Below are 13,649 nucleotides of genomic sequence, written 5' to 3' on the forward strand. Positions count from 1 at the left end.
GACTATCGCCTTCTTCTTTTTTTATATTTCAACAGCATGTCCACCATCTAAAAAGTACAGATAGCGATGCTGAACAGGTTGTTTTACGATCCGCTCAATGGCCTTTGCGTAAAGCTCTAGCTGAATGCGGTATCTGTCAATTAGAAATGGTTTTGCTCGTTCAAAATCCCCTTGAAAACGATCCGAAATATTATCTGTTTTAAAATCAAGTAAAACGAGGCCTTCTTCCGTTTCATATAAACAATCAATAATACCTTGTACTAAAATCGTTTCATCTTCCTGCTCCCAATGATCATAGATTTCTTTAGCGGAGACACCTAAACTAAAAGGCATCTCTCTATAAACCGTGCGAGCCGTTCGAATACCTTGTGCAATGTCACTGTCTAAAAAATCTGCTACATCATTTGCATCAACGGCATCCGCTTGCTGTTGCGTCAACAATTCTTTGGTAACCATTGATTGAATAAAGTCTTGAACCATTTCGAGGGTATAAGCTTTATTTAATGGAAGCTGCTGCATAACGGCATGTGTAGCTGTTCCTCTTTCAGCTCCTGTGAGAGATTTCTCTTGAAGAAACAGCGGACGATTTTCAAGAGGTGCTTTAGCTCCCCGAACAAGATCACTGCTTGCACCTGCATCCGTCAGCTGCTGCTGCCTTTTTAGTTCAGAAACAGATTGCTTTGAACGATGAACGGAAGCTACACGATAATCATAAGACCAATTTAAGCGTCTATACACTTCCTCTTTATAATCGCTGGATTCTGTAACTGGCTCATGCTTTTGAAGAGCGTTCAAAAGCTCTTCATGATGCTGCTGCTCTTCAAGAGGCTGTTCGGCTAAATCACCTGCTAATAACGTTGAAAGCTTCCAGCTTGAAGCATGCTGATAAATCATCTCGGCCGGCTGGACCTCTCCTTCAACCATATGACTAACATTTTTGTGACGAATTAAAGAAGGTCCAATCCAGTCTAAATAACATTTTGCATCTCTTCTCACGTGAGCTGGAAGCGTCCAATCTTCGTGTCCCATAACGGAGCTCCATTGTCTGAGCTTTTCTGATGCGTCTTTTACTGTTCCAACTAAAATAAGTTTTTCTTTCGCACGCGTCAAAGCTACGTATAATACCCGCATTTCCTCTGCCATGCTTTCTTTTTTCATTTTTTTCTTCATGGTCTGCTGAAGAAGAGTCGGGTACGTAATACGCAGTTTCGGATCAATATATTTAGATCCAAAACCTAGTTCTTTATCGAGTAAATAAGCTTTATTCAAGTCCATTAAGTTAAACTGACGAGCAAGACCAGCTACGAAAACAACAGGAAATTCAAGACCTTTACTGCTGTGGATCGTCATCAAACGCACCACATCTTCTTGTTCTCCCAGCGCTCGAGCAGCTCCTAAATCGTTCCCTCGATCCTGCATCCGTTCAATAAAGCGTAAAAAGCGGAACAGACCTCTAAATGAAGTCGCCTCATACTGGCGAGCGCGATCGTAAAGAGCACGTAAATTGGCTTGACGCTGTTTCCCGCCAGGAAGTCCGCCAACAAATTCAAAGAAACCCGTGTCGCGGTAAATTTGCCATACTAGTTCTGACAAAGAGCTTTGTCTAGCTTGTGTTCTCCATGCTTTTAACTGCTCATAGAAATATTTCACTTTATCGCGAAGTTCTTCATCATCTGAAACCGCTAAGTACGTTTTCAACGCATCATAATACGTTCCTTTCTTTTGCTCTGCTCTCAGTGTAGCCAACTCTTCATCTGAAAGCCCTACTACCGGTGAGCGAAGAACAGAAGCTAACGGAATGTCTTGATGCGGGTTATCTACTACTTTTAATAAAGACATCATAATCATCACTTCAGTAGCATCAAAATAGCCTGTTGATAAATCCGCATAAATCGGCACGCCTTCTTGTTTAAATTCATCCATAATCTGCGCAGCCCAAGGCATGGAACGAAGCAAAATAACAAAGTCACGATACGTTACGTTTCTCATGATATCGAGCTTGCGATCATATATTTGAAAACGGTTTTGAACGAGTTCTTTGATTTTGCGCGCCATTGCTCTTGCCTCTAACTGAGCCGTTTCAAGCTCTGCTTCTGAAAACGCGACGAGAGAAGAATCCGATTCTTCTTCCGCTCCTTCTTCTGCATTTTCTTTTGCAATCAGCAGAAGCTCCGTTTCCATTCCTTCCACTTTTGGATACGATGCTCCTAATTTTAAAGAAGCATCATCGTCATATGCAATTTCTCCTACTTCTTCATCCATCAGCTGGTTAAAAATAAAGTTTGTGGCGTCAAGCACTTGAGAACGACTTCGGAAGTTTTTATTTAAGTCAATACGTTTTCCAAATTGTCGTCCATCTTGCGTAAATCGCTTGTACTTCGTCAAAAACAAAAATGGCTCCGCTAAACGAAAGCGGTAAATGGATTGTTTTACATCTCCAACCATAAATAAATTCCCTTGTTCTTCACTATCTCTCGTCACTAATTTAATTAGTGTTTCTTGAACCATATTTGTATCTTGATATTCGTCAACAAGCACCTCTTCAAACTGAGTGCGATATTTTTGAGCAATGGACGAAGGCTTAAGCACCCCGTCTTCTTTTACACTCAAGATTTGCAGGCAATAATGCTCTAAATCAGAAAAGTCCACTAACCCTTTCTCTTTTTTGATGTGTTCATATCGTTCACCGAAGCGCTGAACTAAAAAGATTAGCGTTTCAATAACGGGCTTCATTTTTTCAAAATCAGCCATGTAGCCGTGCAAAGGCCTAGAAAACAAATCAGCATGAAGCTTCTCAAGGCTTGTTTTCGCTTTTTTGCGAAGCTCTCCAAAATCATCTAAAAGCTGCGAGTCGTACGCATCTCCTTTACATGGCTTTAAACGAGTAAAATTCAAATTCTGCATTTCCTCATGCAAATCAGCAAAAGAATGCTTAGAAGCGCTGAGCAGCCGATGAATTTGAGCCAGGTCTTCCTCTGCATTAACGGCGCGAGGAGCAGGCCCTCCCGGCAGCTTTGTTAGCTCTAAGCCCTGTTTTAAAATCGACTCAATGCCCATGAGCTGCGTTGTTACTTCTTGTAAAAGAAAAGACAGAAACGGAAGTGAATCAATAGAAGAGTCCTCTGTGACATCATATTGACTCACAATCATTTTAAGCCAGCCGTTTGGGTCGGGGTTAGATCTTGCAAAGTCATATAGCTTTCTTACCATAAGCTGAATATCTAAGTCATTTCTGTCGCTTGTATAACGATCAATTAAATCAAAGAATCGCTCGTTCTGTTCAATACTGTACTGCTCTTCAAACAATTCTTCTAATACTTCTTCACGCAGAAGATCCGCTTCCGTATCATCTGCAATTCGAAAACCAGGGTCTACATCGATCAAATAATAATACGTTCGAATGACTTCTAAACAAAAAGAATGGAGCGTAGAAATCGACGCACGGTTTAATAAATTAAGCTGTCTGCGCAAGTGTAAAGAAGATGGATTCTTTTTTAACTCTTTTTCCAATGCTTCTCCAATTCGATTTCTCATTTCGGCTGCAGAAGCATTTGTAAACGTAGCAACTAGTAATCTATCAACATCGATTGGCTCCTCGCCCATCGTAATCTTTTTAATAATACGTTCGACTAAAACCGCTGTTTTTCCTGAGCCAGCCGCCGCGGCTACTAATATATCTTGACCGGATGAAACAATGGCGTTCCACTGATCATCCGTCCACTGGGAGTCGGCCGGTTTTACGTGTATATCTTCACTCATCTCGTTTGGCCTCCTCTCGAATTTTATCTAAAATAACATTTTGACTCTCTGTACTAAGCTGACGATATTCGTTGTTTTCCATTGATTCATCGAACTGACAGATTGAGCGGTATTCACAAAACGCACATGGTGTTTTATCTTTTAGCTTATAAGGCGAAATATCAATTTTTCCATTTGTAATCTCAGTACCTGCCTCTACAAACTTACCTCGCACATACTGACGGAGATGTGTAAAATCTTCTTCGCTCGCAACCGAAGAATTGGAATAAAAGCCCCCTGTCTTTTTAATACCCGCCGATATAACCTGTGAGTGCCCTGATTCTAACGTTTTGTCCATTAATTGGACTGCTTCCTCGTCCCCTAAAAGCAGTCCTTTCATTTTAAACTTCTTGAAGATTTCAGCTTCAATTTGATCGGGTTGTAATGCTTTAGTACTGTTGATCATTGGATTATGAACGTGGAAATAAAGAACGCCAGCAGGCAATGCTCCTCTATTATCATGAAGAAGCTGTTCAGCATACGTCACGACTATGTCTAAATAAGCTAAAATTTGAAGAGATAAACCATAGTACACTTCCACTAAGTTTAATGCTTTATCGCTTGATTTATAGTCGACAATACGCAGTAAAAGTCCCTTGGAGCTTTCCGCTTTATCCACTCTGTCAATTCGGCCAACAAGTTCCATCGTATGGCCATTTGGCAGTGTAAACTGCATAGAAGGCAGCTCCGCGCTAGGACCAAACCCTAATTCCAATCCAACAGGAACAAACCCGCTCACCTTAGCGTGCTCACTTAACACAAGCGACGCACGTTCAATAATTTGCTGCAGCTTATGTGTTAAATAGTGGTGGCGATTAGAGCTCAATAAAATTTCATTTTGTAAGCGCGGAGCAAGTTCGTGCACCGCAGCCGTAGAAAGCTGCTGACAGTCTTTTCTCGTTAAGTTCTTCCATTCTTTTTGACCGCCCCGTAGCTCGTCTGAAATCATCTTCAGCGCCGCGTGAAATAACTCGCCTATGTCAGGAGCTGCTAATTTGAAAACTTTTCGTTCTTTAAGCTTAAGCCCGTGAGAAGCAAAATGAGCGTACGGACAGGCTTCAAATTTCTCCATTCTCGATACGCTTGCTTGAATATGCTTTCCATACAGACGCTGACTCGTTTTCTTTGTTAACCTTTTTGCTTCGTTTTTATAAAATAAACTGCTTAGTACTTTCTCGCTGTATGAGTTCCAATCTGAATTTTCTACATAAAAATTATATACATCCCACCAAGCGGAACTCATCGGATAATGGCGTTTCCACCCTTGCAGCTGGCTGGCTAAATGCGCGATGCTCGTTAAGGGATTTGTTATATAATCAACTTGCTTTTCTTCTTCTAAATCCGTAGGCTCCGTCATTAACAGCTTTTCCTGCAGGAGCGGAAATAGCTCTTTTAATCGATTAATAACGAGTGAAGGCAACAGAGTCTTCCCTTCCTCATTGGCAAGAGGATACGAAACATAAAGTTTTTCAGAAGAGCTGGAAAGTGCTAAATAAATAAGAAATTGTTCGTCAAACAGCTTTTGCCTTCCAGTTGGCGCAAGTAATAAGCCTGATTCAAGCAGCTGCTCTCTCTCTTTCTCAGATAACAGGCCATCGCTTTTTGGTTTAGCTGGAATCACACCGTCATTTACGCCTAGCACAAAGCTTGCTTTGATATCGGATAAACGCGAACGCTCAAAACTTGCCACAACCACTTGATCCAGTGCAGGCGGAACAAGTGCAAACTGCATGCTGTCAAGCCCTGTCTCAAATAGATCCGCGAACAAAGAAATCGATACTTTCTCTTCTCCCATCATTTCAACAAACTGATCAAATAAGTGAAGAATTGCTTTCCATACCTGCTCGTGCTCTCTTGCTTCTTGAAGCTTACCTTCTTCTTCACATCGATTGCGCAGCGCTTCTATCTTTTGTGGAATATCTAAGTTCGTTAAAAAATGATAGAGTGCTTCTGCTTTTTCTTTTCCTATTTTCGCTTGTTTTAATTTTTGCTGAAGCGAATAAATAGGAGGAACAATCATATTTTTTAATTCATTTATTTTTTGCTCAAAAGCAAGCTCTTCGTCAGTTTTCCCAAGGTTCATGTCTTCAAGCGAACGATATTTTCTGTAGGTAAATGGCTCCTTACTCGTCCACTTAGATCCTTGAATACCGTAAGCAAGTACGTAATTTTCTAATTCATCCATCTCTTCGCGAAGCTGGTGCACATCAGATGACAAAGGAAATAAAAGGTCTGTTTTCACTGCCCGAAAGATGGTTTCGTATCGCCATGACCCGCTTACCACCTCTAAGACTGAGCGAATAAATTCAACGAGTGGATGGTGAAACATCGCTCGCTTTTGGTCAATAAAGTACGGAATTTCATAATCTCGAAAAATGGTTTGAAGCAAGTCATGATAGTCTTCTGCATTTCTAACAATCAAGGCAATATCACGATAGCGATAACCGTGATCACGCACAAGCGACAGCACTTCTCTTGCAATCCCTTCTACCTCTGCTCTTCGGCTAACAGCAGGCAGCAGCTGAATGTGCTCGGGCTCTGACTGAAATTCCGGCGTTGGCCGTTCATCATAATATAGTTCTAAATAGGCAAGCTCTGGACTGTTTTGATGCCTTTTTTGTTCATTAAATACGTTTGGCTCTTGAATCTCTATCCCGTTTTCAGCCGCCAGGCCCATTATTTCTTGATACGTTTCGCTCGTTAATCGAAACAAGTGCAGGTCATTTGGAATAAAATCTTGATATGAATAATCAGAAGTAACCGCTATTTTCACTTCTCTACAAACTTTCATCAGCTCTACTAATACCGTTAATTCTTGAGGAGTATAGTGATGAAATCCATCTACATAAATCGTTGCTTGAGCAAGGTACGCAGAAGAGACTACTTTTTCACTCAGCAGCTTTAAATAATCTTCTCCATCTACATATTTTGTCATCAGCTGTTTTTCTAATTCTCCGTAAATGAGATGTAAATCATGTAATTTATCAGCAAGGACTTTCTCATCTTCTGCTTGAAGTTTTTGCTTCATCTCTTCGAGAGACGGTGCATTTACCGTGTACTGTTTAAATTCTTTAACCATTTTTTCTAGTTCTTCAATAAACCCTGCTTGTTCTGAAGAATTCGCAAACAATCGAAGCTCTTTTTTTTGATGCTCGATAATTTTTTTAAGCATCATATGAATACCTGTTTGATCCACATGATAGCGGCTAATACCTCCGACTTCTTGCAGGATACGCCACGCAAGACGTGTAAAACTATAAACTTGAGCACGCATCATGCCTTCTAACCCAGGTGTTTGAACAAGCGCATACTCCGACTGAAATGTCATCTGTTCAGGTACAATATAAATAAGTGGATGCCCAAGCGGAGCATTTAACAGCTCTTGGCGCATGCTATTTAAAAGATATTCCGTTTTCCCGCTTCCTGAACGTCCTAATAAAAACTGTAGCCCCACGTTTTCACCCCTTCATTTTTCTTCTCTATATTTTTAGTTGTTTAAGTGCAAAATGGATAAACGCCACGCAAACACGTGACGCAGTCGTCAAAATTTTATAGTGATAATCAGCTAAATCTCTCTATCTCTCTCCTTATTATTTTACTGAACTTGCAGACAAAATTCCACTTTGCACATATGTGAAATGCTGGATGCAACAAAAAAACTTTTCAGTAGCCAAATGACCACTGAAAAGTTTTAGAAAAGCGAGTTATTTTCTACTTTTACATCATGATTCCACCATCTACATGCAGTGTTGTGCCGTTAATATAGTTGGACTCATCAGAGGCTAAATAAAGATAAGCATAACCAATGTCAGAAGGCTGACCTAACCTTTGTAAAGGAATAGTAGATTTCATTTGATCAATGATTTTGTCCGGCATCGCCTTCACCATATCCGTCTCAATAAAACCGGGAGCTACAGCGTTTACATTAATTCCTTTTCGCCCAAGCTCTTTAGCCCATGTTTTTGTCATTCCCACTACGCCGGCTTTTGTCGCCGCATAATTTGTTTGACCAACATTTCCATATACGCCGGATACCGAAGATGTGCTGATAATTTTCCCTTTACCTTGAGCAATCATATGCGGTACAACGGCTTGCGTACAGTGAAAAACGCCTGTAAGGTTTACGTTAATGACCGCTTGAAAATTTTCAACTGATAATTTAGTTAGCATTCCATCTCTGGTAATACCTGCATTATTAATTAAAATATCTATTTTAGAGAAGCGTTTCACGACTTCTTCTACCATTGCATCTACACTGTCTCGATCCGCTACGTTTACTTGAAAGAATGCTACATCTCCGCCTTCTTCTTTTAGCTGAGCTGCTCGTTCTTCTCCTACTTTTGCATCGTAGTCAACCATAGCGACCTTTGCACCCTCTTGTGCGAAAATTCGAGAAGCTTCGAACCCTAACCCATTTGCTGCACCCGTAATAATTGCCACTTTATCTTTTAATCTCATGTCACCCGCGCTATAAGACGCTTACTAACAACGATTAATCAGCAAGTCGCTTGAATCTTAGTAGCGCATTCCCCTCCTCAAAACGACGCCAAGCACGTCTTAATGATCATTCGGTGCTTTTCTAGTAATGATCCCTCTACTTACATCTTAGTAGTCAAGCTCAAAAATCATTCATATAATTTTTAAGAAAACGTTTTGAAATACATGAGGTGATAATACATGTTGAGAAAAAACATGTATATCTCTAGAAAACAAAGGGTTCATTACTTAGGTGCAACTAGGAATAGACGTCTAATTTATTCCCAGTTTTTTCTTTTATTTTAGCATATTTTTCACAATTGATAAACAAAAAACTTGTTCATTACTAGACAGATACTCTGTATGTGCATTGTTCTACCAACCGAATAAACAGACAAATAACTTCTTTAAGAAAAAGGCAAAAAACCTTTCAAAAATGCTGCTGTATTCCTATAAGAAAAGGCTTTTCCATAGTTTACAATACCCTCTTCTGCTGTATGTATAACAAAAGACTGCCTATTAAAAAGCAGTCTTTCATCACTATTTGTTATATATAAACAAACTATTTGTCATACTGTTTCACTTTAGATTTTTCATTTAATCTTCGTTCAATTTGCTTTCCAACAAGCCATAGGACAAAAATGATCACTAAAACAAGTACTGCTTTTAAAGGCTGTTTCACAAATGAAACAAAATCGGCCCCAATAAAGCTCATCATAAATATCATGACCATTTTACCCGCTAATACAGCAAGCATAAACTGAGCCATACTGACACGTGATAGTCCAGCTACTACATTAATCGCTGAAGACGGCGTAAAAGGGAAACAAAGCATAATAAACAGCGGTCCAAAACCGTGTCTTTCCACCCAAATCATAATCTTTCGAATTTGCGCATGGCGGCTGATAAAATGTAAAAACCTCGCCTGTCCGTATTTTCTAAAAATCAAAAAGACAAGCAGTGATCCAACGCAGCTCCCGATCCATGAAATTAAAAAGCCTAACCATAAGCCAAAGGCAGCAGCATTAGCCATTACAAACGCAAAAAGCGGCAAGATAGGGATAAACGCTTCTAAAATAGGCAACAGCAGTCCGGGAATGATCCCAAATGATTGATATTGTTTTAATAACTCGAGGACGCCGTCTAATGTCAAATAATGCTTTAATGTTTCAAAATCCATCGAATGTTCTCCTTATTTAAACAACTGTGCTACTTTTCACTTATTGTACTACTTTCCTTTACCAAACAAAAGTTTTACAGCGTTTTATCTTTTCTGCCCTGTTGCGCTTGCCATATAGCCAGCCCTTACTTACACGAACAGAACCTCTAGAACAACATGTGCTTTTACTTAGACTGCTGCAAATAACGTTTAAACCAGCTGGTTAAATATTTTAGTCTCGCCGTTCGTAAATTAGGCTTACCGCTTCTAGAAAGTTCATGGTTAGACTGAGGAAAACGAATAAATTCTACTTCTTTATCTTTTCTTTTTAGTGCCACATAAAGCTGTTCAGCTTGTTCAATTGGACATCTATAATCCTGTTCGCTATGCAAGATTAACAGCGGTGTTTTCACGTTCTCCGCTAAACGAAGCGGCGAGTGGTTCCAAAGTTTTTCCGGCTTCTCATAAATATCAGCTTTCAATTCCCATTCGGTAAAATAATAGCCAATATCACTAACGCCGTAAAAACTCGTCCAATTTGAAATAGACCGTTGCGTCACCGCTGCTTTAAACCGATTTGTACTTCCTACAATCCAGTTTGTCATAAATCCTCCGTAGCTTCCTCCTGTTACGCCAAGTTTATCTTCATTAATATAAGAGTAGCGGTTAATTGCTTCGTCGGTTACTGCCATCAAATCCATATAATCCATGCCTCCGTAATCTCCTCGAACGGCATCTGTAAAGGCTTGACCATATCCTCTTCCGCCTCTTGGATTAGAAAAGAGGATATTGAACCCTTTTGATGCAAGCACTTGAAATTCAAACATAAATGTATGACCATACATAAGATGCGGACCTCCGTGAATTTCTAAAATGGTTGGAGATACATCGTTGGCAGCAGCCGCTTTTACGACCCAACTGTGGATATGTATACCGTCCGTGGCAGTCGCGCAAAAAGATTCTGCTTCCGTTAACTGCACATGCTTTAAAAATGAATCATTAACGTTTGTCAGCTTCACTAGTTCCTCTGTTTTTAAATTTAAAGAATAAAGATCTCCAGGATGTGTAAATGTACTGATTGCTACGATAGCTTCCTCACCGTTGGGAAGAACAGATACCCCGTATACGTGAGCATTATCCATAAGCACAGAGTCTAACTTTCCATTTACATTTCCTTTATATATGCCTACAGAACCCTTTTCACTTACGACAAAATAAAATTCTTCCTTACTGCTCCACATAATTCCCGCTGCGGTTCTTCCAAAGTGAAAATCTCCTGCTACCATATCTCCTATTTCTAAGTCTATACCTGCAGTGATACAAGCTGTTTTTTGATTGGAGACCTGATAAATATATATGTCATTCATTGAAGCCGATCCGTATGTACGTTCATTTCCAATGTAAGCTATGTATGACCCATCTGGTGACCACGAAACTTGATGAAAATATCCTGTTTCTGCTGTAATAGATGTTAACTTTTTAGTATCACGATGCAAAATAAACACGTCCATGGTTAACGATAAATCCGGATTCTCTCCTCGGCTACTGCAAAACACAATTGAATTTGCATCAGGGGCCCAGCATCCTACAGAGTGATGATAAGGTCCATCCGTTAAAAACGTCACTTCTTTATTTTTAAGTTTAACGACCGCAACTTGCGTATATTCACCTTTTAAATAGCCGCTAGCATCGGATTTATACAACAAACGTTCCACTTCGTATGGCTGAGGATGCTCATGATTTTGTTCAACTCTTACAGCTTTTTCTTCTACTTTTGTAGAAAACATAATTTCATCACTATAAGGAGACCATACGGGATTACTAACGCCTTTTTCACAATCTGTGAGTGCTTCTGCTTCCCCGCCTGTCGCTGCTAATAGATAGAGCTGAACGGTTTGACTGCGATCTGATAAAAAAGCAATCCACCTGCCGTCAGGAGACCAGGCGGGAGAATGATTATTTCCTTTATAATACGTCAATTGCTTTGTTTTTTTTGTTTCAAGATCTAACATAAACAGCTGCGTCTCATAACCGTTTTCTATTTTTTTCGTTTCTCGAACCGTATAAACTACACTTTTTCCATCTGGAGAAATCTGAGGGTTATACACAGACTTCAATTCATACAAATCCTCTACCGTTACCGTACGCTTTTTTAAATGATTCAATTTCTTCGCCCCCAAGGATTCATTTTTAAACCAAATAGCCAATCGATAAAAACGAAAGTAGCGTTTCCCTCTTACTTTATCATTTCTAAAAATAAAAATCTAAAAATTTAGAAAATTAGTTGTTTTTTCTTCTTTTAATCTATATAATAATAAAAAGGGTGCAGAGGTGATGAGGTATGAACAATGAAAAATCGTACACGGAAATGATGAAGTCCCTCGCTCGCAAGAAAAAAGTAATTGATACTGTGAGTATGTTGGATGTTTATATCGAAATGGTAATTGATGAATCGCTTTTTAAGCGTCAAAAAGAACTGTTAGAAACAAACATTAACACGGCATTAGATCAACGTGATGAAACTGCTTTTTATGAGCTATCAGCACAGTACCAATCCTTACTTCAAACATCTACTTAATATTTCAAGAAGTTCATTCATGTTAATGATTTATATGTACGTTTAACAGGCAGAACCTTTCTTCTCAGGAAGAACAGCTGTCTGTTAAATCGTGTTTACTACATAAAAAAAGATTCTTACAGATGTAAGAATCTTTTTTGTTAGGATTTTTTCTATGAGTGGAAGTAAACAACCGTTCCACTCATAGATTTTTTGTTATTTATGCGCCTGAAACTGCTCTTCTTCTGTTGAACCTTTTAAAGCTGTTGTAGAGGAAGTCCCACCGGAAACTACTTGCGCCACTTCATCAAAATAACCCGTTCCTACTTCACGCTGATGTCTTGTAGCAGTATATCCATTTATTTCACTAGCAAACTCTCTTTCTTGTAACTCTGAATAAGCTGCCATTCCTCTTGTTTTATATCCTCGTGCCAGTTCAAACATGCTGTGATTTAAAGCGTGGAAGCCAGCAAGCGTAACGAATTGGAATTTGTAGCCCATTTTTGCGATTTCTCTTTGAAACTTTTCAATCGTTTTCTTATCTAATTTTTTCTTCCAGTTGAAAGATGGTGAACAGTTATAAGCAAGCATTTTACCTGGGAATTTTTCATGAATAGCATCTGCAAATTTTTGTGCCTGTTCCAAGTTTGGTTCAGACGTCTCACACCATACTAGATCAGCATATGGCGCATATGCTAAGCCACGAGCGATAGCTTGATCGATTCCGGCTCTCGTGCGATAAAAACCTTCAGCGGTGCGTTCACCTGTAATAAACTGGCGATCTACAGGATCAACATCACTTGTAATTAAATCAGCGGCATCAGCATCGGTACGAGCAATCAGAAGTGTTGGAACACCCATTACATCAGCAGCTAAACGAGCAGCAATCAAGTTTTTCACAGCTGTCTGAGTTGGAAGCAATACCTTGCCGCCAAGATGACCACACTTTTTCTCAGATGACAATTGATCTTCGAAGTGTACCGCAGATGCTCCTGACTCAATCATTCCTTTCATTAATTCAAATACGTTCAACTGTCCTCCGAACCCTGCTTCTGCATCTGCTACAATTGGAGCAAAGTAATCAATGTCCCCTTCTCCTTCTAAATGCTGAATTTGATCGGCACGCTGCAGCGCTTGATTGATTCGTTTCACAACATGCGGCACGCTGTTTGCTGGATATAGACTTTGATCAGGATACATATTTCCTGAAAGGTTTGCATCTGCAGCTACTTGCCATCCACTGAGATAAATGGCTTTTAACCCTGCTTTTACCTGTTGTACTGCTTGATTTCCTGTTAAAGCTCCTAATGCATGAACGTATGGCTCTGTTTTTAATAAGTTCCAGAACTTTTCGGCCCCTCTTCTAGCAAGCGTGTGTTCAATATCAATGGATCCTCTCAGTCCAATGACTTTTTCTGCAGAATATGGACGTTCAATTCCTTTCCAACGCTCATCGCTTTTCCAGTTCTCTTCAAGGTTTTTTACACGAATCTCTTTCATTCTTTATACCCCCTAATGAATTTAAAATTCTATATTCATAAAAATATAAAACGCAGCAGTGAGAATATGTCTGTTTCATGATGAAGTAAATTAGCAGTTTGCCATAGCTTTAGTAAGAACGTAGATGAAATAAGTAAATAGTTGAAGGACATGTAGTAA

General features: G+C 39.6%; 7 protein-coding genes. 1 reads left to right on the forward strand and 6 read right to left on the reverse strand.

The genetic code is table 11. The annotated features are described in order from the left end of the window. Nucleotides 1-21: 21 nt before the first annotated feature. From addA to SCI76_RS10845, 5 genes are all read right to left on the reverse strand, one after another. Entirely contained in the window at nucleotides 22-3,759 is a 3,738-nt protein-coding gene (gene addA, locus SCI76_RS10825; protein ID WP_310884182.1) for a helicase-exonuclease AddAB subunit AddA, read from the reverse strand. Continuing rightward, nucleotides 3,752-7,252, reverse strand: a complete 3,501-nt coding sequence (gene addB, locus SCI76_RS10830) for a helicase-exonuclease AddAB subunit AddB (RefSeq protein WP_168760341.1) — start codon at nucleotides 7,250-7,252, stop codon at nucleotides 3,752-3,754. Before addB ends, addA begins: the two co-directional genes overlap by 8 nt. Nucleotides 7,253-7,515: 263 nt before the next feature. Then, complete coding sequence (gene fabG, locus SCI76_RS10835; RefSeq protein WP_014461644.1) at nucleotides 7,516-8,256, reverse strand: 3-oxoacyl-ACP reductase FabG; 741 nt, start codon at nucleotides 8,254-8,256, stop codon at nucleotides 7,516-7,518. Nucleotides 8,257-8,836: 580 nt separating this feature from the next. Further along, complete coding sequence (locus SCI76_RS10840) at nucleotides 8,837-9,454, reverse strand: TVP38/TMEM64 family protein (protein WP_028412419.1); 618 nt, start codon at nucleotides 9,452-9,454, stop codon at nucleotides 8,837-8,839. Nucleotides 9,455-9,618: 164 nt separating this feature from the next. Continuing rightward, nucleotides 9,619-11,598, reverse strand: a complete 1,980-nt coding sequence (locus SCI76_RS10845; RefSeq protein ID WP_168760340.1) for a S9 family peptidase — start codon at nucleotides 11,596-11,598, stop codon at nucleotides 9,619-9,621. 176 nt (nucleotides 11,599-11,774) lie between these two features. Between SCI76_RS10845 and SCI76_RS10850 the strand changes: the two genes are divergently transcribed. Continuing rightward, entirely contained in the window at nucleotides 11,775-12,011 is a 237-nt protein-coding gene (locus SCI76_RS10850) for an IDEAL domain-containing protein (protein ID WP_028412421.1), read from the forward strand. A gap of 195 nt (nucleotides 12,012-12,206) precedes the next feature. Here SCI76_RS10850 and aceA read toward each other — a convergent pair whose 3' ends face one another. After that, on the reverse strand, nucleotides 12,207-13,490 hold the full coding sequence (aceA, locus tag SCI76_RS10855) for an isocitrate lyase (RefSeq protein WP_028412422.1): 1,284 nt from the start codon (nucleotides 13,488-13,490) through the stop codon (nucleotides 12,207-12,209). Between the last annotated feature and the right edge of the window lie 159 nt (nucleotides 13,491-13,649).

The organism is Priestia sp. HNGD-A6 (assembly GCF_045784335.1).
GTDB classification, from domain to species: Bacteria; Bacillota; Bacilli; order Bacillales; family Bacillaceae_H; genus Priestia; species Priestia zanthoxyli.